The 23,285-nt window shown below is 67.2% G+C and carries 17 protein-coding genes; 9 read left to right on the plus strand and 8 right to left on the minus strand.

Annotation, left to right across the window (positions count from 1 at the left end; genetic code table 11):
* Positions 1-592 precede the first annotated feature (592 nt).
* The 4 genes from ACM26W_RS17950 to ACM26W_RS17965 are packed head-to-tail and all read right to left on the minus strand — an operon-like array spanning position 593 to position 6,352.
* The gene (locus ACM26W_RS17950; RefSeq protein WP_416138317.1) at positions 593-3,442 is read right to left on the minus strand and encodes an FAD-binding and (Fe-S)-binding domain-containing protein; all 2,850 of its coding nucleotides are present in this window, start codon (positions 3,440-3,442) and stop codon (positions 593-595) included.
* A complete protein-coding gene (locus ACM26W_RS17955; RefSeq protein WP_416138318.1) occupies positions 3,439-4,119 on the minus strand; it encodes a LutC/YkgG family protein in 681 nt (226 codons plus the stop codon). Before ACM26W_RS17955 ends, ACM26W_RS17950 begins: the two co-directional genes overlap by 4 nt.
* Entirely contained in the window at positions 4,119-5,600 is a 1,482-nt protein-coding gene (locus tag ACM26W_RS17960; protein ID WP_416138319.1) for a LutB/LldF family L-lactate oxidation iron-sulfur protein, read from the minus strand. The genes ACM26W_RS17955 and ACM26W_RS17960 overlap by 1 nt, the downstream gene beginning before the upstream one ends.
* On the minus strand, positions 5,597-6,352 hold the full coding sequence (locus ACM26W_RS17965) for a (Fe-S)-binding protein (protein WP_416138320.1): 756 nt from the start codon (positions 6,350-6,352) through the stop codon (positions 5,597-5,599). The genes ACM26W_RS17960 and ACM26W_RS17965 overlap by 4 nt, the downstream gene beginning before the upstream one ends.
* 291 nt (positions 6,353-6,643) lie before the next feature.
* Here ACM26W_RS17965 and ACM26W_RS17970 point away from each other — a divergent pair, with 291 nt between their 5' ends.
* From ACM26W_RS17970 to ACM26W_RS17980, 3 genes are read left to right on the plus strand one after another with little or no spacing between them, the layout of a single operon-like run.
* Positions 6,644-7,429, plus strand: a complete 786-nt coding sequence (locus ACM26W_RS17970) for a GntR family transcriptional regulator (protein ID WP_416138321.1) — start codon at positions 6,644-6,646, stop codon at positions 7,427-7,429.
* Positions 7,426-9,330 (plus strand): sensor histidine kinase, encoded by a 1,905-nt coding sequence (locus ACM26W_RS17975; RefSeq protein WP_416138322.1) that lies wholly within the window; start codon positions 7,426-7,428, stop codon positions 9,328-9,330. Before ACM26W_RS17970 ends, ACM26W_RS17975 begins: the two co-directional genes overlap by 4 nt.
* On the plus strand, positions 9,323-10,705 hold the full coding sequence (locus ACM26W_RS17980) for a sigma-54-dependent transcriptional regulator (protein WP_416138323.1): 1,383 nt from the start codon (positions 9,323-9,325) through the stop codon (positions 10,703-10,705). The genes ACM26W_RS17975 and ACM26W_RS17980 overlap by 8 nt, the downstream gene beginning before the upstream one ends.
* On the opposite strand, the gene ACM26W_RS17985 is transcribed toward ACM26W_RS17980, so the two are convergent.
* The 3 genes from ACM26W_RS17985 to ACM26W_RS17995 form a co-directional block, all read right to left on the minus strand.
* Positions 10,681-11,352 carry a metal-dependent hydrolase gene (locus ACM26W_RS17985; RefSeq protein ID WP_416138324.1) on the minus strand — a complete coding sequence of 224 codons (672 nt, stop codon included), beginning with the start codon at positions 11,350-11,352 and terminating at the stop codon, positions 10,681-10,683. The two genes, ACM26W_RS17980 and ACM26W_RS17985, sit on opposite strands and share 25 nt — an antisense overlap.
* 79 nt (positions 11,353-11,431) lie before the next feature.
* Entirely contained in the window at positions 11,432-11,983 is a 552-nt protein-coding gene (locus ACM26W_RS17990; RefSeq protein ID WP_416138325.1) for a gamma carbonic anhydrase family protein, read from the minus strand.
* 20 nt (positions 11,984-12,003) lie between these two features.
* Positions 12,004-13,344 carry a sodium-dependent transporter gene (locus ACM26W_RS17995; RefSeq protein WP_416138326.1) on the minus strand — a complete coding sequence of 447 codons (1,341 nt, stop codon included), beginning with the start codon at positions 13,342-13,344 and terminating at the stop codon, positions 12,004-12,006.
* A 139-nt stretch (positions 13,345-13,483) separates the two neighbouring features.
* Here ACM26W_RS17995 and prlC point away from each other — a divergent pair, with 139 nt between their 5' ends.
* The 5 genes from prlC (at position 13,484) to ACM26W_RS18020 (ending at position 21,236) form a co-directional block, all read left to right on the plus strand.
* Entirely contained in the window at positions 13,484-15,532 is a 2,049-nt protein-coding gene (gene prlC, locus ACM26W_RS18000; protein ID WP_416138327.1) for an oligopeptidase A, read from the plus strand.
* Between the two features lie 168 nt (positions 15,533-15,700).
* Positions 15,701-15,946, plus strand: a complete 246-nt coding sequence (locus ACM26W_RS18005) for a YheV family putative zinc ribbon protein (protein ID WP_416138328.1) — start codon at positions 15,701-15,703, stop codon at positions 15,944-15,946.
* 1 nt (position 15,947) lies between these two features.
* A complete protein-coding gene (locus ACM26W_RS18010; RefSeq protein WP_416138329.1) occupies positions 15,948-17,654 on the plus strand; it encodes a Na/Pi cotransporter family protein in 1,707 nt (568 codons plus the stop codon).
* A gap of 304 nt (positions 17,655-17,958) precedes the next feature.
* Positions 17,959-18,942 (plus strand): TAXI family TRAP transporter solute-binding subunit, encoded by a 984-nt coding sequence (locus tag ACM26W_RS18015; protein ID WP_416138330.1) that lies wholly within the window; start codon positions 17,959-17,961, stop codon positions 18,940-18,942.
* Between the two features lie 92 nt (positions 18,943-19,034).
* A complete protein-coding gene (locus ACM26W_RS18020; protein ID WP_416138331.1) occupies positions 19,035-21,236 on the plus strand; it encodes a TRAP transporter permease in 2,202 nt (733 codons plus the stop codon).
* A gap of 128 nt (positions 21,237-21,364) precedes the next feature.
* Here ACM26W_RS18020 and metF read toward each other — a convergent pair whose 3' ends face one another.
* Positions 21,365-22,207 carry a methylenetetrahydrofolate reductase [NAD(P)H] gene (gene metF, locus ACM26W_RS18025; protein WP_416138332.1) on the minus strand — a complete coding sequence of 281 codons (843 nt, stop codon included), beginning with the start codon at positions 22,205-22,207 and terminating at the stop codon, positions 21,365-21,367.
* 118 nt (positions 22,208-22,325) lie between these two features.
* Here metF and ACM26W_RS18030 point away from each other — a divergent pair, with 118 nt between their 5' ends.
* Positions 22,326-23,261, plus strand: coding sequence for an AEC family transporter (locus tag ACM26W_RS18030; protein WP_416138333.1), 936 nt, complete (start codon positions 22,326-22,328; stop codon positions 23,259-23,261).
* Positions 23,262-23,285: the final 24 nt, after the last annotated feature.

The following is a 23,285-nucleotide window of genomic DNA, read 5'->3' on the forward strand; positions in this document are numbered from 1 at the left end:
GCTTTGACGAGTCGCTTGCCTTGATGTTTCAGTGACTGGTCACCGACACATCGACAAGCGCCCACATGAATTACCTGATCGATTGTTAAAGAGCGGCTCCGGACTCTCAGAGAGCGGAGCGTCTCGCTTGCTGTCGTGACGTGAGCCTCAGCTCCCGTCTCGCCAGCGCCCTGCGAGGAAGGCGTATTCTACCGATTCGCCTCAGCGTGTCAAGCGGCGGTTGGCGGTGCCTAGCACCCCGTCCTGAGTCCCGCTGACCGCCTCACCCGGCGTAACCAAGGTGACGGCGTATCGAGTGGGCGCATTCTACCGAATCCGCGGTGAGTGTCAAGCGAGCGATCCTCCGAACCTTCCGAAAAACCTCAAGCAGAACAACCACTTCTTCCACTTATCACCGCCGGTAACGTTGCCCGTTGCCGGCAGCGGATGCGTACTTTACGGTTTTCCCCGACGCCCCGCAAGCCCTTCGTGTCAAAAAGTTTCAGCGCCGTGACAGAAAGGCGACAAGCGCATCCACAGGGCCTGCGCGGCGAGCGGCTGTGGGCAGATCGGGCGCCGCCCTTGCGCCCTGAGGTCTCTGCCCGGCCAACTCTCACGCCGGCCTGCTGGCCCGGTCCAGCAGGGAGAGGATGGAGCGGTACGGGATCCCGCCGTGCTGGGACAGCCCGATCTCGCAGGTGCGTGAGTTGGAATAGCCGGCACTGCAGTCCGCCACTTGCTCGGCCAGCCCCTCCAGCGCCGAGGCGTTGAGCTCAGGAGTATTGAACCCCTTGTCCCCTGCAAAGCCGCAGCAAGAGATCTCCGCCGGCACCACCACGTCCCGGGCGCAGGCTCGGGCCAGGGTCACGAACTTGTCGGACAGCCCCATGCGGGTGCTCGAGCAGGTCACATGCACCGCAATGCGCTCATCCAGCGGCGTGACCGACAGTCGCGGCAACAGGTGGTCATGGGCGAAGCTCACCGGCTCCATCAGGGACAGTCGCTCGTCGAGGTGCTCCTGCATCTGCAAGGTGCAGGGGCTGGTGTCACAGAGCACCGGGTAGCGCCCGTTCTGGCTCGCCACCAGCAGCTCACGATTGAGCTCCCGCGCCTTGTGGGCCGCCTCGTCATACTGCCCTTTGGACTTGAACGCCATGCCACAGCAGAGGTGACCAAGCATTTCCGGCAGGATGACCTGGTACCCCGCCTTGTCGAGGAGCGCCAGGGTGACCTCCATCACAGATCGCGACTCGACGTCATCGTGGGACGCACCGAAGATGCGGGTCGCACAGGAAGGCAGATATACCACCTTGTCCCTGCCAGCTGCCCCCGAGGGCTCGTACTTGAGTACGCGGACAGGCGATGCCTTGGGCAGAGCAGGACTCCACTGCGGGAGACGGTCACCGCTCAGCCGACGCATACCGGTACTCACCTTTCCCATCAGGTTGACGCCCAGCACGGCGCGCGCCGCTCCCGCCGCATTCAGCCCACCCCGCGCCACACGCGTTGCCCCGGAGAAGTGTCGGCCGATGCGCTTGGCCAGTGAGGCCTTGTCCAGCGACCGGTCTCTACGCAGCTGACGTACCATTTCACCGGTATCGATACCCACGGGACACTGGGTGGCGCATAGCCCGGTAGCCGCACAGGTATCGATGCCCTGGTAGACATAGGCTTCCTCGAGCTGCGTCATGCGGTGCTGGTCAGCTTCGGTGGCCTGGCTTCCTAACGCCTCGAGCCTCGCCAGCTCACGACGGATCACAATGCGTTGGCGAGGGGTAAGCGTCAGATCGGTCGAGGGGCAGATCGCCTCGCAGAAGCCGCACTCGATGCACTTGTCGACGATCTCGTGGGCCGCCGGCAGCGGCTTGAGGTTCTCCAGGTGCAGGGTGGGGTTGCGGCTCAGGATCACCTCGGGGTTGAGCAGGTTCTCGGGATCGAACAGCGCCTTGATCTCCCACATCAGGGCGTAGGCGTCTGCCCCCCACTCCAGTTCCACATAAGGTGCCATGTTGCGCCCGGTGCCATGCTCGGCCTTGAGCGAGCCGCCGTACTCGACGCCGACCAGCTGGGCGACCTCGTCCATAAGACCCTGGTACCGCTCCACTTCCCCGGGCTTCTCGAACCCCTGGGGAAAGACGAAGTGCAGGTTGCCCTCCAGGGCGTGACCGAAGAGGATCGTCTCCGAGTAGCCGTGGCGATGGAAGACGTCGGTCAGCGCCAGCACGCCTTCGTCGAGCCGCTCGATGGGGAAGGCCACGTCCTCGATGATCACCGTGGTGCCGGTCTCGCGCACCGCGCCCACCGCCGGGAAGAGGCCCTTGCGGATCTTCCAGAAGAGCTCGTAGGTCGCCGTCTCACGGGTGAAGGTGACCGGCTCAAGGGTGCGGATTCCTTCCAGGCTAACCTGCACCTCGCCCATGCGCGCCACGAGCTCCGCCTCGTCGTGGCCGCGCACGTCGATCAGCAGCGCCGCCGCCCCGTCGGGGAGGGTGCGCAGGGACTCGGGCATGCCGGGCTTGTCCTGGACCGAGCGCAGCGCGGCGCGATCCATCAGCTCCACGGCGGAGACCGGCGACGGCTTGAGCGCGATGGTCGCTCGGCAGGTGGTGGCCATGTCCGGAAAGAAGGCCAGGGCCGCCGCCTTGCAGGGTTCGTCCACCACGCTGTCGTAGGTGATGGTGCTGAGAAAACCGAGGGTACCCTCGGAGCCGATCATCAAATGCTTGAGGATCTCGATGCCATCCTCGAAGTCGACCAGGCTGTTGAGGGCATAGCCGGTGGTGTTCTTCAGCCGGTACTTGTGACGGATCTTCTCGGCCAGGGCGGCATTGGCGCGAGTCTCGACCGAGAGTCGCTCCAGCCCCTCGATCAACCCGGCATGAGAGCGACGGAAGGCCTCCCGACTGGCCGGATCGGCGGTGTCCAGCAGGGTGCCGTCGGCCAGGATCACGCGCAGGTCGCGCACCGTGCGGTAGCTGTTCTGCGCGGTGCCGCAGCACATGCCCGAGGCGTTGTTGGCGGCGATGCCGCCGATCATGCAGCTGTTGATGGAGGCCGGGTCGGGGCCGATCTTGCGCCCAAAGGGCGCCAGCAGCTGGTTGGCCCGGGCGCCGATTACCCCGGGCTGCAGGCGGATCACGCGCCCCTCGTCGAGGATCTCGTGGTCGCGCCAGCCGCGACCGAGCTGGATCAGCACAGAGTCGGTCACCGCCTGGCCGGAGAGCGAGGTGCCTGCGGCCCGGAAGGTCACCGGGAGTTGGCGGGTGCGACACTCGGCCAGCACCGTCTGCAGCTCGACCTCATCCTCGGGGCGCACCACCAACTTCGGAACCAGCCGATAGAAGCTGGCGTCGGTGCCGTAGGCGAGGGTGCGCAGCGGGTCGTCGATCAGCCGCTCGGCGGGTATCGTGCCCGCCAGCGCGGCCTTGAGTCCAGCAATGGCTTCGGCGGAGGGCGCGCTCATGAGAAGACCTCCGCAGGACGATTGGCATGACGCACCAGCACAACCAGCTCGCGGGGGCCGTGGACGCCATAGGCCAGGGTCTGCTCGATATCGGCGGTCTTGCTGGGCCCGGAGATCAGCAACGCATTGGTGGGCATGCCGTCGGCCCAGCCGTGGGCCTCGACGACATCAAAGAAGGTGTCCTCGATGGTATCGGCATCCAGCACCGCGATATGGATCGGCGGCACCAGGCTGATCAGGCGCGGCTCGTCGGGCGTCGGCCAGAGCCACAAACTGCCGGTCTCGGCGATGCCGCCCAGCACGGAGGTCAGGCCGGCGTCGACCCGCTCGAACTGCTCCTGCTGCCAGCCCTCGATATCGCGATCCACGTCGACCAGTTCCACGTCGGCATCGGCCATCGCCTCACGCGCCTCGGCGGCCACCGGGTGCTCGCGACCCAGCGCCAGCCGGCGAACCCCCTTGTCGGCAAGCACCCGGGCCAGGACGTCGCACCACTCACCGCGGTCGGCATGGACCACCTCACCGTGAACCGAGGTGATCCAGCGCTCGAAGCGGGCCAGGCGCTCATCAAAGCTCCAGCCGCGCTGGGTGACCACGGAAAAGTCGCTTTCGGGGGCGGTCAGGGGGCCGTCGGCGCGCTCGCGAAGACGCTTGAGGATGGCATTGCGGGCACTCATCAGCGCTGCTCCTTGTCGGACTTGTCGACGCTCGACTTCTCGGCCTGGTGCTGCCTGATCAACGCATGCAGCGTCTTGCCGGCAGGCTCCGGGGCAGTGCGGTATTCGGTCCAGGCGCCCAGCTTCGCCGGCATCAGCGCTTTGAGCCTGCCGACCACGGCGGTGCCGCTACGCCAGACGCCGGGGTGAGTGGCCACCCACTGGAAGCCTTTCCAGGCCGCGGCCTCCTTGCGGGTACGCTTGACCCCGGCGCCGGGCACGTTGCCGCGCCCCTCGCCCACCGCCTCACGGCGCAGCCGGACCAGCAGGTCGGGAATCGGGATCTTCACCGGACACACCTCACCGCAGGCGCCACACAGGCTGGAGGCGGTGGGCAGGTCCTTCGTCTCCTCCAGGCCCATCATGTGCGGGGAAAGGATGCTGCCGATGGGGCCGGGGTAGGTGGTGCCATAGGTGTGGCCACCCACTCGGGTATAGACCGGGCAGTGGTTCATGCAGGCGCCGCAGCGGATGCAGCGCAGGGTGTCGAGCAGCTCGTTGTCCTGGTAGATATTGGAACGCCCGCTGTCGACCAGCACCAGGTGCACCTCCTTCGGCCCGTCGTGCTCGCCCTCCTTGCGGGGCGAACTGATCATGTTGAAGTAGGTGGTCACATGCTGGCCGGTGGCCGAGCGGGTCAGCAGTGCATAGAGGGGCGGCACATCGCGCAGGTGCTCGACGACCTTCTCGATGCCGGTCACCGCGATATGCACCGGTGGCACCGTGGTGGTCATGCGCCCGTTGCCCTCGTTCTCCACCAGGCAGAGGGTGCCGGTCTCGGCCACCGCGAAGTTGACCCCGGAGACCCCCACGTCGGCGGCCATGAAACGCTCACGCAGCTGCTGCCTGGCCGCCGCCGTCATGTAGTCGACATCGCGGGTGCGCTCGGTGCCGGTCTTCTCGTGCATGATCTCGGAGATCTCATCGGTGTTGAGATGGATCGCCGGCATGATGATGTGGGAGGGGGTCTGCTCGTTGAGCTGCACCAGGTACTCGCCGAGGTCCGATTCCAGCGCTTCGATGCCCGCCGCCTCGAGGTGCGCATTGAGGTGCATCTCCTCTGAGACCATCGACTTGCCCTTGATCACCGACTTGGCATCGTGGGCCTGGCAGATCTCGCGGATGATCCGGCAGGCCTCCTCGCCGTCCTCTGCCCAGTGCACCCGGATACCGTTGGCCTGGCAGTTGGTCTCCAGCTGCTCGAGTAGATCGGGCAGTTTCGCCAGCGCGCGCATCCGGATGTTGGCACCCAATTCGCGCAAGGTCTCCAGGTCCCAGTCCTCGAAGCTGTCGCGACGCTTGGTCATCAGACCGTCCATCGCCTTGCGGAAGTTGCTGCGGATCTGGGGGTTGCCCAAGGCATCGTGGGCCTGACGATGGAACTCGCGGGGGCTGTAGGTCTGAACACCGGGGGTCTGCCCGGCCTGACTCTGAACGCTCATGAGGTTCTCCGCCACAGGTAGCTGGCGATGTGCTCGCCCTTCACTGCCTTCTTCTGGTGCGCAAAGCGCCCACCGATATTCATCATGCAGCCGCAGTCGGAGGTCACGAAGCGCTCGGCGCCAGCCGCCTCGATGGCCAGCGTCTTGTCCTCCACCATGGCAGCAGAGATCTCCGGGTGACGCACGGCGAAGGTGCCGCCGAAGCCGCAGCACTCCGCGGCACGCGCCTGCTCGACGAGTTCCACCTGCCCCAGCTGGGCCAGCAGCGCCGGCCCGGTCTCGGCCAGGCCCATCTCGCGACGCGCACTGCAGGAGGTGTGCATGGCCACCTTCTCGGGCTGGCCGCGGTCCTCGAGCCTGAGGTGACAGACATGCACCAGGAACTCGGTCAGCTCATAGATCCGGCCAGATACCTCGTTGGCCTTCTTCTCGAGGGAAGTGCCGGCGAAGAGCTTCGGATAATGCGTGCGCATCATCCCGCCGCAGGAGCCGGAGGGCACGATGATCGGCCAGGGCTCGGGAAAGAGGTCGAGCTGTGCCGCCGCCACCGCCCGTGCCTCGTCATGGTAGCCGGAGGTGTGGGCCGGCTGACCGCAGCAGGTCTGGTCCTGGGGGAAAAGCACCTCGATGCCCTCCCTCTCCAGCAGGCGAATGCTGTCCAGTCCAGCTTCGGGATAGAAGAGGTCAATCAGACAGGTACCGAAGAAGTAGACCTTCTCCGGCCTGGGCGGGTAGCACTTGACTGGCGTCATCGGCAGAATCCTCGACAGGCTGAAGGGCGGCGTCGCAAGAATTGGTCAAACCATTTTACAACACACAGATGGCGCACCTTAGGAGGGACGCGCTGACAGTGTCAAACCTGGGCAGCGTTTTTACCCGCCCCATGGCGCTATACTTTGGTAGTGTGCCGGCAAGATCATTGGCAAGCCACTGAAAGGCGAGAAAAAAATCACCGCCGCCTGGGCAAGCAAAGGCCAATAATATTGGTATTACCAATTGATTGACGTACCATGACATCAGGACTATCTATCCGGAGCACCCCCATGGCCTATCAACCCCTGCGCCAACCCCGCCTCGCCGACGTGATCACTGAACGCCTCGAGGCGATGATCCTCGAAGGCAGCCTGAAGCCGGGGCAGAGACTACCCCCGGAGCGAGAACTGGCCGAGCAGTTCGGCGTTTCGCGCCCTTCCCTGCGCGAAGCGATCCAGAAGCTCTCCGCCCGCGGGCTGCTGATCAGCCGCCAGGGTGGCGGCACCTTCATCTCCGAGGCGCTCACCAGCGGCTACAGCGATCCGATTCTTGAGATGCTCTCTCGCCACGGCGAGTTCCACCTGGACCTGCTGGAGTTCCGCGACGCCATGGAGGGCATCTCCGCCTACTATGCGGCGCTGCGGTCCACGCCCACCGACAGGGCCCTGCTGATCAAGCGCTTCGAGGAGCTGGATGCCTGTTTCCAGGGCAAGGATCCGGTTCGTGAGGCCAAGGCCGATGCCGCCTTCCACCTGGCCATCGCCGAGGCGGCTCACAACGTGCTGCTGCTGCACACCATTCGCGGCATCTTCCACCTGCTGGAGCGCAGCATCGTCGATAACCTGGCGCACCTCTTCGAGAACCCCGAGTCGCGGCCCAAGCTGATGATCCAGCACCGCGCCCTGCTCGACGCCATCCTCGAGGGGCGCGCCGAGGACGCTCGGGACCGCGCCCATGATCACCTGGTCTATGTCGAGGAGGGCCTGCTGGAGCTGGCACGGGCCGAGACCCGCGCCCAGCGCGCCCTGCGCCGGGCCCAGGCAATACCCGCCCCGGGGAGGGAAACCGCTTCGTGACACGCTCGCGAAACTGGCGAGCCCTGCTGCTGCTGGCCGCCCCCCTGGGGCTGGCACTGGTGATGTGGCAGGCCGCTCTGGTGGCCCGCGATCAGGCACTGCAGACGCTTCAGCAGGACGCCGAGAACGAACTGCGCCTCTCGGCGGAGGGCCTGACCGGCCACCTGTCGCGCCACGACTACCTGCCGCGACTGCTCGCCACCCGCGAGGGGGTGCAGCGCTTCCTATCCTCGCCCCACTCCCAGGACGCCATGCCGCTGAACCTGCTGCTGGATCGCTTCCGGGCCACCGCCGACGTCTCGGACGTGTACCTGCTCGACCGCCATGCCGACACTCTGGCCGCCAGCAACTGGCACCGCCCCAACACCTTCATCGGCCAGAACTATGCCTTCCGCAGCTACTATAGCGACGCCATCGCCGGCGGCCAGGGGCGCTTCTATGGTCTGGGCGTACAATCGCTGGAGCGCGGCTACTACTTTTCCTCCCCGGTGTGGCTGGACGACACCCAGCCCGACTCGAGCCCCGACGGGGTCATGGTGGTCAAGGTGCTGCTCGACGAGGTGGAGGAGAGCTGGGCAGACCAGGACGCCGAGCTGCTGGTCACCGACGAGGACGACATCATCTTCATGGCCAGCCAGGCCGAACTGCGCATGACCTCCCTGCACCCGCTCTCCGAGGAAGAGCGCCAGGTATTGCTGGCGACTCGCCGCTATGCCGACGAACCCCTGAACCACTCCGGGGTCGAGCTGCTTGAACGCCGCGGCGAGCGCAGCCGCCTGGTCAGCTTCAGCGTGGGTCCCCTGTCCGGCCCGCGCTACCTGGCCGTCTCACGCCCCATGGCGGAGTTCGGCTGGGAGATGCATATCCTCAAGCCGGTGAGCCCGGTGATCCAGGCCCAGTGGGTCTCAGCCCTGCTGGCCGGCGGCCTCTACGGCATCGTGCTGTTGGGTGGCGGCATCGGCTGGCAGCGCCTGCGCCTGCGTCGCGAGCGGGAGCAATTCGCCGAGCGCGAGCGTCAGACACTGGCCCGCGCCCGGGACGAGCTGGAGCGCAACGTGGAGCGCCGCACCCGGGACCTGGTGGAAACCAACCGCCGCCTCTCCGCCGAGATCGACGAGCGCCGGCGCGCCGAGGAGAGCCTGCGCCAGACCCGTGACGAGCTGATCCAGGCCGCCAAGCTCGCCGTGCTCGGCCAGCTCGCCGCCGGCATCAACCATGAGCTCAACCAGCCGCTGGCGGCGATCCGCGCCTACGCCGAGAACGCCCGCGCCTTCCTCGAGCGCCAGCGCCTGGAGAGCGTCGACCTCAACCTCGCGCAGATCGTCGAGCTGACCGCGCGCATGTCGGAGATCAGTGCCCAGCTGCGTCAATTTTCCCGCAAGAGCGGCGAGACTCTTGCCGCCGTCTCCCCCATCGCCTGCTTCGACTACGCCCTGCGCCTCTTCCAGACCCGACTAAGGGAAAGCGGCGTGGAGGTGATCCGCCACTGGCCCGACGAGGAGCCCTGGGTGCGCGCCGACCTGGTGCGCCTCGAGCAGGTGCTGGTCAACCTGATCGGCAACGCCCTGCAGGCCATGGCCGACGCCCCCGAAGCGCGCCTGGAAGTCACCATCACCGTTGACGGCGACGCGGTGGTTCTGGGCGTGGCCGACAGCGGCCCGGGCATCCCCGATGCGCATCTGAAGCGCATCTTCGAGCCCTTCTACACCACAAAATCCCCCGGCAAGGGGCTGGGCCTGGGCCTGTCGATCTCCTCGCGTATCATCGACGACCTGGGCGGCAGCCTGACCGCCGCCAACCGCCCCGAGGGCGGGGCCCTGTTCAGCATCCGGCTGCCCCGGGACACCGGACAGCGCAGCGCCGGGGCCCAGCCACACCAGGAGACCCTTCCCCATGCATGAACCGGCGGACATCCCGGTGATGATCATCGATGACGAGCCTCACCTGAGGATCACCGCCGGCCAGACCTTGGAGCTGGCCGGCTATGTGCCCGAGCCCTACGCCAGCGCCGAGGAGGCGCTGGCGGCCCTGGCCCCGGACTTCCCCGGCGTGGTGGTCAGCGACATCCGCATGCCCGGCATGGACGGCATGGCGCTGCTGCGCGAGGTGCGGCTGCGCGACCCGGACCTGCCGGTGATCTTGATCACCGGCCACGGCGACATCTCCACCGCAGTGGAGGCGATGCGCGAGGGCGCCTGGGACTTCCTCGAGAAGCCCTTCGCCGCCGAGCGTCTGGTGGAGGTGGTCCGCCGCGGCGTGGTGAAGCGCCGCCTGAGCCTGGAGAACCGCGAGCTCAAGGCCGAACTCGAGGCCCAACAGTCGGCGCTCGGTCCGCGCCTGGTGGGGCGCACGCCGGCCATCCAACGCCTGGCTTCCATGGTGCAGCGCATCAGCCAGGTCGATGCCGACGTGCTGGTGTTCGGCGAGACCGGCGCCGGCAAGGACCTGGTGGCCCGCGCTATCCATGAGCGCAGCCGCCGCGCCGGCCGCCCCTTCGTCGCCATCAACTGCGGCGCCGTGCCCGAGAGCACCATCGAGTCGGAGCTGTTCGGCCACGAGAAGGGCGCCTTCACCGGCGCCGTGGAGCGGCGCATCGGCAAGTTCGAGTACGCCAACGGCGGCACCGTGTTCCTCGACGAGATCGAGTCGATGCCGCTCGCGCTGCAGGTCAAGCTGCTCCGGGTGCTGCAGGAGCGCAGCGTGGAGCGGCTCGGTTCCAACGTACCCGTGCCGCTGGATATCCGGGTAATCGCCGCCACCAAGGTGGATCTCAAGGCCGCCGCCGAGGGCGGGGCCTTCCGCGAGGATCTCTACTATCGGCTCAACGTAGTGACCCTGCCGGTCCCACCCTTGCGCGAGCGCCGCGAAGACATCCCGCTGTTGTTCCAGCACTTCGCGGTGGTGGCCGCCAACCGCAGCGGCCTGGAGGCGCCGCCCCTGGACGCCGCCGGCATCAGCGCCCTGCTGGCCCATGACTGGCCGGGCAACGTGCGCGAACTGCGCAATCTCGCCGAGCGCTACGTACTGCTCGGCGCCGCCTTCGACTACCGCCTGGAGGCCCTGCTCGAGGGCGCCGAGAGCGAGGCCGGCGAGCTGGCGCTGCCCCAGCAGGTGGAGCTGTTCGAGAAGAGCCTGATCGACCAGGCCCTGGCACGGCAGCGCGGCCGCGTCACCGAGGTGGCCGAGCAGCTGGGCCTGCCGCGCAAGACTCTCTATGACAAGCTCAGGAAGTACGGTCTGCGGGCCGAGGACTACCGCCAGAAGCTCGAGCCCTGAAGCAGCAGCTCCCGGAGGGATGCGAAGGGGGGCAACCAGGGCAGCAGGCCCGCCGTCAGCAACAGCATGAGGCAGGAGTTCCCCGGCGCACGATAGTCGAACGCCTTGAACGCCGTGCCGAAGGAGCGCTTGAGCCGCGCCCCGGTGAGATCCACGCTGTAGAGTTCATCGAGTAGCAGATGGATGAGATAACCCAGCATCAGTGCCAGCCCCTGGGCCCAGGCCAGCCAGGCCGACTGGCCGAGCCACTGATAGCCGGCCACGCTGGTCGCCAGCCCGCACAGTCCGGCGGCGAGCAGCGAGTGCCAGATCCCGCGATGCACGGAGAAGCGCTTGAAGATCGGACTCAGCACCAGGCGCACCCCGACATAGAGCCCGCCGCAGACCATCAGCAGCGCACCGGGCTCGAGTCGAGCATGCAGCAGCAGTACGCCTACCACCACCGCCAGCACGGCCATGGTATTGAAGATGAGGCGCACCGCGTGGGAGTGATCGGCATCGATATCGGGCAGGATGCCGCCGAAGGCGGTCAAGGCCGCCAGCGGCAGCGCCTCGCCCGGCGTCCAGAGATCCCCCCGCCAGCCGGCGAAGGCCAGCAGGACGCCGCCACCCACGGCGGCACTGAGATGGGTGCGAAAGTCGGCCATGCCGGAGCGAATCCTCGAGAACTGGATAAATCACCAGATTATCGCTCGCCATGGCATGGAAAAACAATGCGTTAGGGAATTATTCCCTCATCGCCGCCAGGTACTCGTCCTTGAGCCTCACATAGTTGCCGGCGGTGTAGGGGAAGAAGGCGCGCTCCTTTTCCTTGAGCGGGCGTAGCGCCTTGGCCGGGTTGCCCGCGTAGACATAGCCGCTCTCCAGGCGCTTGCCCGGGGTCACCACGGCGCCGGCGGCGATGATCACCTCATCTTCCACCACGGCGCCGTCCATGACGATGGCGCCCATGCCCACCAGGATGCGGCTGCCCAGGGTGGCACCGTGCAGGATCGCCTTGTGGCCGATGGTGACGTCATCGCCGATGGTCAGCGGGAAGCCGCCAGGGTTGAAGTCGCTGGCGTGGGTGATGTGCAGCACGCAGCCGTCCTGCACGCTGACGCGCGCACCGATGCGGATGCGATGCATGTCACCGCGCACCACCGACATGGGCCATACCGAACTGTCGTCGCCCAGGGTCACGTCGCCCAGCACCAGGCTGGCCGGGTCCACATAGACCCGCGCGCCAAGCTGCGGGGTGATCCCCTTCCAGGGGCGGATCGCCGTCGTCTCACTCATGGTGTTTTCCTCGTGTCGGTTCAGACCAGGCCGGCCACCAATACTACCAGCGTCAGCGGAATGGCGACCCAGCGTACCAGGCCGCGCCACAGGGCGAAGCCGGCGGGGCCGACGCCCAGCGCCCCGCGCGCCGCCGCCTCGGGCATCACCCAGGCGGCGAAGATGGCGATCAGCAGGCCTCCCATAGGCAGGAAGATTTCCGGGGGTATGGTGCTGACCAGCTCGAAGGCATTCATGCCGAACAGCGGGCGCCACTCGGCCAGGGTCGAGAAGGAGAGCACCGTGAGCAGGCCCACCAGCCACACGGCCGCTCCCACGAGGGCGGCCGCATGGCCGCGTTTGAGCCCCACGCCCTGCAGAGTAGCGACCATGGGCTCGGCCAGGTTGATCGACGAGGTCCAGGTGGCCAGCAGCAGCAGCAGGAAGAAGACGCTGAGCCACAGCGCCCCCCAGGGCAGCTGGGCGAAGGCAATGGGCAGGGTGACGAACATCAGCCCCGGCCCCTCGCCCGGGTCCATGCCCTGGGCGAACACCACCGAGAAGATGGCGATACCGGCCAGCAGCGCCACCATGACGTCGAGCACCGCCACGGCAGCAGCGGCCCGCGGCAGGCTCTGGTGGTCCGGCATGTAGGCGCCGTAGGCCATCAGCGCACAGGCCCCCACCGCCAGGGTGAAGAAGGCGTGGCCCATGGCGTGCATCACCACCAGCGGAGTCACCGCCGAGACGTCGGGCATGAACAGCCAGGCCAGCGCGGGGCCGAAGCCCTCGGTGGTGGCGGCGTAGCCGGCCAGCAGCAACAGCAGCAGGTAGAGCAGCGGCATCAGCAGGTTGTTGAGGCGTTCCAGCCCCTTGGCCACCCCGGCGGCCACCACCAGCATGGTCATGATCAGGAATAGGGTGTGGTTGAAGGTCATCCGGCCCGGATCGGCCAGGAAGGCGTCGAAGCCGGCACCGACCTCGGCGGGGGTGGCACCCACGAAGTCGCCGTTGATGGAGGCGACCAGAAATTCGATGGACCAGCCGGAGACGACCGAGTAGAAGGAGAGGATGCAGAACACGGTGAAAGCGCCGAACAGCCCCAACAGCCGCCAGTGACGGCTGGCGCCCGCCTGGGTGGCCAGGTGGCCCAGCGACTGCACCGGGCTGCGACGGCCGGCGCGGCCGACCAGGATCTCGGCCATCATCACCGGCAGGCCGAGCAGCAGGACGAAGCCGATATAGAGCAGCAGGAAGGCGGCGCCGCCGTTCTCACCGGTGATGTAGGGAAAGCGCCAGATGTTGCCCAGCCCCACGGCGGCACCGGTCACCGCCAGGATGAAGGCACGCCGCGTGCTCCACCGCTCCAGGGTCTCGTTCATCGTCAGCCTCCTGCCAGGCCATCGCAAAAGGCGGCAAGCCTAGCAGGACCTTTCCCGCCGGCCAAACACCGTACATTGAAACCCGGGCCCGTCGCCCGCATCTAACCATCATTACCCTTTTCCGACCCCTGAGGTGCGCATGTCCCGCAACCCGCTACTCGAACCCCATCTGCTGCCCCCCTTCGACGCGATCCGTCCCGAGCACGTGGTGCCGGCCATCGAGGAGCTGCTGACAGAGAACCGCACCGCCATCGAGGCGCTGGTGGCGCGCGCCGAGAACGAGGGGCCCAGCTGGGAGAGCCTGGCCGCGCCGCTGGAGTCCCTCAACGACCGCCTGGCCAGGGCCTGGTCGCCGGTCTCCCACCTCAACGGCACCATGAACAGCCCCGAGCTCCGCGAGGCCTACCAGGCCTGCCTGGGCAAGCTCTCCGAGTACAGCACCTGGCTGGGGCAGCACGAGGGGCTGTTCCGCGCCTGGGAGGCCCTGAAGGAGGACCCCGCCTGGACCACGCTGGACGAGGGCCAGCGGCGCACGGTAGACAACACCCTGCGCGACTTCCGCCTGGCCGGGGTCGACCTGCCTGCGGAGAAGAAGCAGCGCTACGGGGAGATCAAGTCGCGACTCTCGGAGCTCGGCAACAGCTTCTCCAACCAGCTGCTCGACGCCACCCAGGCATGGCATCTGGACCTGGCCGACGAGACCCGCCTGGCCGGCCTGCCGGAGAGCGCACTGGCCGCCCTGCGTGCCAATGCCGAGACCAAAGGCCAATCGGGGTACCGCATTACCCTGGACTTCCCGAGTTTCTTTCCGGTGATGACCTATGCCGCGGACCGCGAGCTGCGCCGCGAGGTCTACACCGCCTTCGTCACCCGCGCCTCCGACCAGGGCCCCCATGCCGGGCAGTACGACAACGCCCCGATCATGGAGGAGACCCTGGCCCTGCGCCGGGAGCTGGCCGAGCTACTGGGCTTCGCCAACTACGCCGACCTGTCGTTCGCCACCAAGATGGCCGAATCCCCCGCCCAGGCGCTGGAGTTCCTCGAGGACCTCGCCGCACGCGCCTTGCCCCAGGCCCGGGAGGAGTTCGCCGAGCTCGAGGCCTACGCCCGGGACGAGCTAGGCATGGCCGAGCTCGCTCCCTGGGACGTGGGCTTCGCCAGCGAGAAGCTGCGCGAGGCGCGCCACGCCATCTCCCAGGAACAGCTGCGTCCCTACTTTCCCGCCCCCCGGGTGGTAGACGGCCTCTTCCAGGTGGTGGAGCGCCTGTTCGGCGTCACCTTCGCGGAGGACGTCGAGGCCCCGCGTTACCACAAGGACGTGCGTTTCTTCCGCATCCTCGAGCATGGCACGCCCATCGCCGGCTTCTACCTGGACCTCTACGCCCGCGAGGGCAAGCGCGGCGGCGCCTGGATGGACGAGTGCCGGGTGCGCCGCCTGGAGGGCGATGAGCTCCAGCTGCCGGTGGCCTATCTGACCTGCAACTTCACCCGCCCGGTGGGCGAGCATCCGGCACTGCTGACCCACGACGAGGTCACCACCCTGTTCCACGAGTTCGGCCACGGCCTGCACCATATGCTGACCCGGCAAACGGTCGCCGACATCTCCGGCATCAACGGGGTGGCCTGGGACGCCGTGGAACTGCCCAGCCAGTTCATGGAAAACTACTGCTGGGAGCGCGAAGGGCTCGACCTGATCGCCGGTCACGTCGACAGCGGCGAGCCGCTGCCCGGCGAGCTGCTCGAGAAGCTGCAGGCAGCCAAGAACTTCGAGTCCGCCATGGGCATGGTGCGCCAGCTGGAGTTCTCGATCTTCGACCTGCGCCTGCACCACGAGATCAAGACGGCCACGGCGGCGGAGATCCAGGCGCTGCTCGATGGCGTGCGCGATGCCATCTCGGTGGTGCCCAGGGCCTCCTTCAACCGCTTCCAGAACGGCTTCGGCCATATCTTCGCCGGCGGCTATGCGGCGGGCTACTACAGCTACAAATGGGCCGAGGTGCTCTCCGCCGACGCCTGGAGCGCCTTCGAGGAAGCGGGCATCTTCGACCCCGAAACCGGGCATCGCTTTCGCACCGAGATCCTCGAACCGGGCGGCGCCCGGGATGCCGCCGAGCTGTTCCGCGCCTTCCGTGGCCGCGAGCCCAGCGTCGAGCCGCTTCTGCGCCACAGCGGCATCCATGCCGACTGACCCGCTCACTCCGCTCCGGCCTGCCGCCGGGGCCCGACAGGAGCCATCATGGCCGTCCAGAAACGCTTTATCGCCTGCGCCATCTGCCCACCCTGTGCCGATGTGGACGGACACCGCATCCGCGCCGGGCTCCCCGCCTTTCAGTGCCGGTAACAACAGGAATCCCTTATGCCAGTCCAGAAACGCTTTATCGCCGGCGCCATCTGTCCACGCTGCGCCGAGATGGACCGCATCCGCAGCTGGGAGCAGCACAGCATTCGCTACCGCGAGTGCGTCAGCTGCGATTTTTTCGAGCAGCTGCCCATCGAGGACGAGACCGCGCCGGAGCTGAGCACACGTGTCAACCAGGCCCGCGAGGAGCAGAGCCACCAGGATTTCCAGCCGGTGAAGATCCTCGACCCCAAGGCACGTTGAAATGACCCGCCAGGGAGTGGCGCAGGCGCTGCTGTCGCGGCGCCATCAGCTCGAGGCGCTGGGCCTCGCCGCGGCCGCGGCGCTGCTGCTGGCGCGTCTTGATCTGGCCACCCTGGCTGCCGGGCTGGGACTCTTCCTGTGGGGCATGACCCACCTGAGTGACGCCATCAAGCGTCTCTCGGGTGGCACCCTGGACCGCTGGTTGCATACCGCCACCCGCCATCCGATCCGCGCCATCGGGGTGGGCGCCGCCGCCACGGCGCTGGTGCAATCCAGCTCCCTGGTCACCCTGCTCTCGCTCTCCTTCGTCGGCGCGGGGCTGGTGGCCCTGCCCGGTGCCATCGCCCTGCTGTTCGGGGCCAACCTGGGCACCACCACCGGCGCCTGGCTGATCGCCGGCTTCGGCCTGCGCTTCGATCTCGCTCAGTTCGCCATGCCCTTCCTGGCCCTGGGGCTGCTCGGCTCCCGGGTGCTCAAGGACGGGCGTGCCGCCATCGCCGGGTTGCTGCTGGGCATCGGCCTGCTGTTCCTGGGCATCGATTTCATGAAGCTGGGCTTCGAGGCCTGGCAGGACGGCCTCTCCCTGGACGGCCTGGCCGGCGACAGCGCCTGGCACTGGCCACTGTTCGTGCTGTTCGGTGTGGTGGCCACGGTGGTCATGCAGTCGAGCCACGCCACCCTGCTGATCACCCTGGCCGCCCTGGCGGGGGGCCAACTGCCCTACCTGCCGGCCCTGGCCATCGCCATCGGCGCCAACGTCGGCACCACCGTCACCGCGGTACTCGGGGCACTGGGCGCCGGTGCCGCAGCGCGACGGCTGGCCGGGGCCCACGTGGTGTTCAACCTGACCACCGCGGCGGTGGCGCTGGCGCTGCTGGTGCCGCTGGCCTGGCTGGTGGACGAGCTCGGTGAAATGATCGGCCTGGCGGCGGACGCCTGGCCGCTCAAGCTGGCGCTATTCCACACGCTGTTCAACCTGCTCGGCATCGCGCTGATGCTGCCGCTGATCCCGCGCCTCGCCGCACGGCTGGAGCGGTTTTTTCCCGAGCCCTCGCGGATCCCCCCCGCCCAGGCCAAGTACCTCAACACCACCGCCCTTCAGCACGCCGATACCGCCCTCGCCGCCATGGAGCAGGAGTGCCAGCGGCTCAACCGGCGTGCCTATCACCTGCTATGTTCGGCGATCCTGATGCCCAGCGCCGACGTCATCGGCCACCCGCCCTCCCGTGAAGTGGTCAAGGCGCACATCGACACCACCGCCTGGCCCATGGTCAACGCCCGCTACCACGAGCAGATCAAGCCGCTGATGGCAGAGGTCCTCGACTTCTATGCACGGCTCGACATGCCGCTCACCGAGACCCAGCAGGCCAGACTCGAGAGTCTCTATGCCCGCACCCTGCGCATGGTGGAGGCGGTGCGCTTCGGCGAGGTACTGCAGCGCAGCCTGATGCGCCATGCCGCCCCGGCCAGCCCCCTGCGCGAGGCCCATGACGATATCCGCCTGGCCCTGGCCCGGGGCCTCAACCACCTGGCCTCGGCACCCGACTCGGCGGATATCACCTCGCCCATCGACGAAGTGCGCCAGCACTGGCAGCAGGCCCTGGCCGAACGGCTGCGCCAGCACCGCCTCGACCCCTGGCTGGCCTCCACTCTGATGAACGACCTGCACCAGGCCACTCGCCTGATGGGGGCCCTGACGCCCGCCTGAACCAATACGGGTGGCACACCGTGCGAGACTCGCCGTGCGGTTATCCGCACGCCGTAACCCCGCCCGTGTGCGGTTTTCCAGCCAAAGGCCGCCTCTTGCGACTCGACCTTCGTCGAACAAGAAGCTGGTAACCCGCTGAAGAAAAAGCTATTTCAGGAGCATGGCCCGGCGCTTGCGACAACAACCGTTGAATCGAGCACCCGCTCGTAATCGGCGGACTCCGGCAGGACTGCCAGACTGACACGGCATCTGCCAGGCTCTCGCCCAGGCACTACCAACGACAACTTGCAACGGGAATCACGCCATGCGCCATCTTTCTACCAAGCTGCTCGCCGGCACCGTCGCCGGCACCCTGCTAGTCGCCGCCTCGGCCTCCGCCCAGGACCGTAGCGACTGGCCCGACAACTTCACCGTGGGCACTGCCAGCCAGGGTGGCACCTACTTCGTCTACGGCTCCGGCTGGGCCAACCTGATCGCCGACGAACTGGATGTCTCCGGCGGCGGCGAGGTGACCGGCGGCCCGACCCAGAACCTGGCACTGGTGCACACCGGCGACATCGCCCTGGGCCTGACCACCATGGGCCCGGCCGCCGAAGCCGCGGGCGGCGAGAGCCCGCTGGCACCGGGTGTACCCATGGACAACGTCTGTGCGCTCTTCCCGATGTACGAGACCCCGTTCTCCATCGCCGCGCTCTCCAACTCCGGTATCACCAGCATCTCCGAGATTCCGGATGGCGCCCGCATCGGCTTCGGCCCGGCGGCCTCCACCTCCGACACCTATTTCCCGGCGATCCTCGAGGAGCTGGGCGTCGACTTCCAGCGCCGCAACGGCGGCTGGACCGACCTGGGCGGTCAGCTGCAGGACGGCCTGCTCGACGTCATCGCCTTCGCCGCGGGGATCCCGATCCCGGCGGTCAGCCAGCTCGAAGTGCAGACCGACGTCAACATCATCGAGTTCACCGAGGAGGAGCAGGCCCAGGTGCTCGAGGCCTTCCCGGTTGCGGCGTTCCAGATCCCGGCCAGCACCTACAACACCCTGGAAGAAGACGCCCGCGCCGTCTCCATGTGGAACTTCGCCATCGCCGGCTGCGACGTGTCGGAGAGCTTCATCTACGAGGTGACCAAGCTCACCATGGAGAACAACGACAAGATGCGGAACGTGCACCGCAGCGCCGAGACCACCATCCCGGAGAACATCGTGCACAACAGCGTGCTGCCCTTCCATCCGGGCGCCGTGCGCTGGTACGAGGAGAACGGCCACGAGATCCCCGACGATCTCAAGCTGTAAGCCTGCCAACACCCTGAACTCCGCCCCGCGTCGCGATCCGGCGCGGGGCGGCATGCTTGCCGTCCCGATTCACACCCGAGGGTGAACCCCCCATGAACAACTCTCCCGATACCCGTCCCGGGGCGTCCGAGGAGGCCATCGACCAGGCACCCGAGACCATCGCCGCGAGCGTCGACGAGGAGATCGTCGAGTCCAACCGGCGCCTCTATGTCGGCTGGCAGTGGCTGCTGTTCGCCGCCCTGGCCATCGCCTACTCCAGCTTCCACCTGATCTCCCTCAACGTCTATCCGATGGAGACCTGGTCGTTTCGCATCGTGCACATCGCCGGTGCGCTGATCCTCGGTTTCGCCCTCTACACCGGCACCCGCTTCGCCGGCGAGGGCAATGTGAAGCAGTCGCCGGCCTGGCTCGGCTGGGTCAGCTATGCCCTGCTGATTCCCGCCGGCTACGCCTTCTTCCAGGTCTTCCGGATGCAGCAGATAATCGCCGACGGCGCCATGCGCATCGACCCCGCCATCGAGGCCTGGCACTTTGGCTATCCGCTGATCTTCGCCACCGGCGCCGCGATCATGCTCTCCTGGGGCTACCGCCAGGTGCGCCAGAAGCTCTCGCCCCCGGACCTGGTGCTGATGGTCAGCGCCCTGGCCGTGGCCGGCTACCTGATCCTGATCTACGGCACCCCGCTGCGCGCCTCCACCGGCACCTCCTTCGCGCCCATCGGCATCTCCTATGCGGCGCTGGCCGGTTCGCTGCTGATCCTCGAGCTGACCCGCCGGGTGGCCGGCATGGCGCTGGTCGTGATCTCTGCCGTGTTCCTGCTCTACGTCTTTTTCGGCCCCTACCTGCCGGGCTTCCTGGGCTATCCGGGGCTGTCGTTCAACCGCTTCTTCAGCCAGGTCTACACCGATGCGGGCATCCTCGGCCCGACCACCGCGGTCTCCTCGACCTACATCATCCTGTTCATCATCTTCGCCGCCTTCCTGCAGGCCTCCAAGGTGGGCGACTACTTCGTCAACTTCGCCTTCGCCGCCGCCGGTCGCGCGCGGGGCGGCCCCGCCAAGGTCTCCATCTTCGCCTCGGGCCTGATGGGCATGATCAACGGCACCAGCGCAGGCAACGTGGTCTCTACCGGCTCGCTGACCATTCCGCTGATGAAGAAGGTGGGCTATCCGAGCAAGAGCGCCGGGGCCATCGAGGCCGCTGCCTCCACCGGCGGGCAGATCATGCCACCGATCATGGGTGCCGGCGCCTTCATCATGGCCGAGATCACCGGCATTCCCTACACCGAGATCGCCGTGGCGGCGCTGATTCCCGCCATCCTCTACTTCCTCTCGGTCTACTGCATGGTGGACTTCGAAGCGGCCCGAAAGGGCATGCGCGGCATGCGCAAGGACGAGATCCCGCTGTTCTCGAAGCTGGTCAAACAGGTCTACCTGTTCGCGCCGATCATCATCCTGATCGCCGCCCTGTTCATGGGCTACTCGGTGATCCGAGCCGGCACCCTGGCCACCGCCTCCGCCGCCGTGGTGAGCTGGTTCTCGCCCCACAAGATGGGCATCCCCTCGATCCTCAGGGCGCTTCAGCTGGCCGGCACCATGGCGATCCAGATCATCGCCGTATGCGCCTGCGCCGGCCTGATCGTCGGTGTCATCTCGCTGACCGGTGTCGGCGCCCGCTTCTCCTCGCTGCTGCTCGGCCTGGCCGGGGTCAGCCAGCTGCTGGCGTTGATCTTCGCCATGTGTATCTCGATCCTGCTGGGCATGGGCATGCCGACCACCGCCGCCTATGCGGTGGCCGCGTCAGTCGTGGCCCCCGGCCTGATCAACATCGGCATCCAACCGCTGGTGGCACACTTCTTCGTGTTCTACTTCGCGGTGGTCTCGGCGATCACGCCACCGGTGGCCTTGGCCTCCTATGCTGCGGCGGGCATCTCCGGTGCCAACGCCATGGGCACCTCGGTGGCCTCGTTCAAGATCGGCCTGGCGGCCTTCATCGTGCCCTTCATGTTCTTCTACAGCCCGGCCATGCTGATGGAAGGCAGCTGGATGCAGATCCTGCGGGTTGGCGTCACCGCCACCCTGGGCATCGTCCTGTTGGCGGGCACCGTCCAGGCCTGGTTCTTCGGACCGGTCAAGGCCTGGCAGCGACTGGTGATGCTGGTCGGGGCCATGTTCATGATCTACGGTGGCATCTACACCGATGTGGCCGGCCTGGCCATCGGCAGCGCCCTGTTCCTGATGCAGCGCAAGCTGCACGGCGGCGGCGGCTCGCCCCAGACCGCCACCAGCGGCTGAGCGGAGGCTCCCACCGACACGGGAGCCCTGGACTCAGCGACAACATCAACGACAGCAACTCCAACGAAAGGGGCCCCGCCATGGCGGGGCCCCTTTCCTTTGGTACGCTGACGCGGGCCTATCCCGTCTCAACCGACGATATTGTCGAGGATCTTGAGGCTCGGCACGGCCTGGTTCAGCGTGTAGAAGTGCAGACCCGGCGCGCCGCCGTCAAGCAGACGCTGGCAGAGGCGCGAGATGACCTCTTCGCCGAAGGCGGCGATGGCCTCGCTGTCGTCGCCGTAGGCCTCGAGCTGCTTGCGGACCCAGCGCGGGATCTCGGCACCGCAGGCGTCGGAGAAACGCGCCAGCTTGGCGTAGTTGGTGATCGGCATGATGCCCGGCACGATGGGTGCCTCGACCCCCAGCGCACGGGCCCGATCGACGAAGTGGAAGTAGGCGTCGGCGTTGAAGAAATACTGGGTGATGGCCAGGTTGGCGCCGGCCTTCATCTTGCGGGCGAAGTTCTCCACGTCGCGCTCGAAGCTCGGTGCCTGGGGGTGGGACTCGGGATAAGCGGCCACGGCGATCTCGAAGTGGTTCCCGGTCTCCTCGCGGATGAATTCCACCAGCTCGTTGGCATAGCGCAGCTCACCGATACCGCCCATGCCCGAGGGCAGGTCACCGCGCAGGGCCACCAGGCTGTCGATGCCCTCGTCACGGTAGCGAGCCAGCAGTTCGCGCAGTGGCTGCTTCTCGCTGCCGACACAGGAGAGGTGCGGCGCGGTGGAGATCCCGCTCTCACGCACCTGCCGCACCGTGGTCAGTGTCCGGTCCTGAGTGGAGCCACCGGCGCCGTAGGTCACCGAGAAGAAGCGCGGGTCACGCGCCGCCAGGGCATCGCGTACCCCGGCCAGCTTCTCCCGGCCGGCATCGGTATTGGGCGGGAAGAACTCGAAGCTGATGCCAAGCGGATGTTCCTGGGTGCTCATCGGATGACCTCATGAAATCGTTGCATAATGGCGCCATTGTGACCCCTCGAAAGCGGGGCCTCCAATGAAAGATACGCAGACCACCATCAATCTGATTCACGTTGAACCGGGAGGCCCCATGACCGCACTCGACCCCGCCACGCTGATGGGCCCCCTGTGGACGCTGCTCGCCTATATCCTGCTGGGCTGGCTCGCCGCCCGCCGCCTCTCGATCGACCCGCGTCCCATCGCGACCCTGCTGATCTACCTGGTGGCACCGCTGACCTTCTTTCGCGGCCTGGTGCTGGGCGGCCCCACGCCGGGCTATCTGCTGCTGTCCCTGGCCACCTTCACCACCGCCAGCCTGCTGGCGGTGGTGGTACACCGCCTGACCCGGCGCACCTTCGCCCCTCAGGAGAGCGCCCTGCTGGCATTCTCGGCCGGCACCGGCAACACCGGCTACTTCGGCCTCCCGGTGGCCATGGTGCTGCTGCCCCCGGAGGGGGTGACCCTCTACCTGTTCTGCGTGCTGGGCATCACCCTCTACGAGTTCACCGTGGGCTTCTATCTCTCCGCCCGGGGACAGTTCTCGGTGGCCGAGAGCCTGGCCAAGATCCTGCGCCTGCCGCTGATCTACGCCTTCCTGGCCGCACTCGTGGTCAGCGGCCTGGGCCTCACGGTGCCGGCAGCGGCCATGGAGGGGCTGGCGGTGTTCCCGGCCACCTACACCCTGCTGGGCATGATGATCATCGGCATGACGCTGGGGCGGGTATCGCTGAGCGAAGTGGATGGCCGCTTTATCGGCGCCTGCGTGGCAGTGCGCTGCGTGGTCTGGCCGCTGCTGACGCTGGCCGCGGTGCTGGCCCTGCAGGCACTCGCACCGCTGTCGCCGGAGCTGGCCATGGCCATCCTGCTGCTGGGGGTGGTGCCCATGGCCGCCAACGTGGTGGTGGTCGCCATGGAACTCGGCATCGCCCCGGCCAAGGGGGCGCTGACGGTGCTGGTCACCACCCTGGCCGCGCCGCTGCTGATTCCGCTCTATCTCGGCCTGATGATGCGCCTGGCCGGGCTGTAAGCATCTCGAGTGCGAGAAGCTCTC

The sequence above is a fragment of the Halomonas sp. HK25 genome (genome assembly GCF_047795635.1).
GTDB lineage: Bacteria > Pseudomonadota > Gammaproteobacteria > Pseudomonadales > Halomonadaceae > Halomonas.

Excerpts from the sequence above, each read along its gene's own strand:
- ACM26W_RS17950 (WP_416138317.1), bottom strand. The coding sequence starts at position 3,442 with ATGAGCGCGCCCTCCGCCGAAGCCATTGCTGGACTCAAGGCCGCGCTG.
- ACM26W_RS17955 (WP_416138318.1), bottom strand. The coding sequence starts at position 4,119 with ATGAGTGCCCGCAATGCCATCCTCAAGCGTCTTCGCGAGCGCGCCGAC.
- ACM26W_RS17960 (WP_416138319.1), bottom strand. The coding sequence starts at position 5,600 with ATGAGCGTTCAGAGTCAGGCCGGGCAGACCCCCGGTGTTCAGACCTAC.
- ACM26W_RS17965 (WP_416138320.1), bottom strand. The coding sequence starts at position 6,352 with ATGACGCCAGTCAAGTGCTACCCGCCCAGGCCGGAGAAGGTCTACTTC.
- ACM26W_RS17970 (WP_416138321.1), top strand. The coding sequence starts at position 6,644 with ATGGCCTATCAACCCCTGCGCCAACCCCGCCTCGCCGACGTGATCACT.
- ACM26W_RS17980 (WP_416138323.1), top strand. The coding sequence starts at position 9,323 with ATGCATGAACCGGCGGACATCCCGGTGATGATCATCGATGACGAGCCT.
- ACM26W_RS17985 (WP_416138324.1), bottom strand. The coding sequence starts at position 11,352 with ATGGCCGACTTTCGCACCCATCTCAGTGCCGCCGTGGGTGGCGGCGTC.
- ACM26W_RS17990 (WP_416138325.1), bottom strand. The coding sequence starts at position 11,983 with ATGAGTGAGACGACGGCGATCCGCCCCTGGAAGGGGATCACCCCGCAG.
- ACM26W_RS17995 (WP_416138326.1), bottom strand. The coding sequence starts at position 13,344 with ATGAACGAGACCCTGGAGCGGTGGAGCACGCGGCGTGCCTTCATCCTG.
- prlC (WP_416138327.1), top strand. The coding sequence starts at position 13,484 with ATGTCCCGCAACCCGCTACTCGAACCCCATCTGCTGCCCCCCTTCGAC.
- ACM26W_RS18005 (WP_416138328.1), top strand. The coding sequence starts at position 15,701 with ATGCCAGTCCAGAAACGCTTTATCGCCGGCGCCATCTGTCCACGCTGC.
- ACM26W_RS18010 (WP_416138329.1), top strand. The coding sequence starts at position 15,948 with ATGACCCGCCAGGGAGTGGCGCAGGCGCTGCTGTCGCGGCGCCATCAG.
- ACM26W_RS18015 (WP_416138330.1), top strand. The coding sequence starts at position 17,959 with ATGCGCCATCTTTCTACCAAGCTGCTCGCCGGCACCGTCGCCGGCACC.
- ACM26W_RS18020 (WP_416138331.1), top strand. The coding sequence starts at position 19,035 with ATGAACAACTCTCCCGATACCCGTCCCGGGGCGTCCGAGGAGGCCATC.
- metF (WP_416138332.1), bottom strand. The coding sequence starts at position 22,207 with ATGAGCACCCAGGAACATCCGCTTGGCATCAGCTTCGAGTTCTTCCCG.
- ACM26W_RS18030 (WP_416138333.1), top strand. The coding sequence starts at position 22,326 with ATGACCGCACTCGACCCCGCCACGCTGATGGGCCCCCTGTGGACGCTG.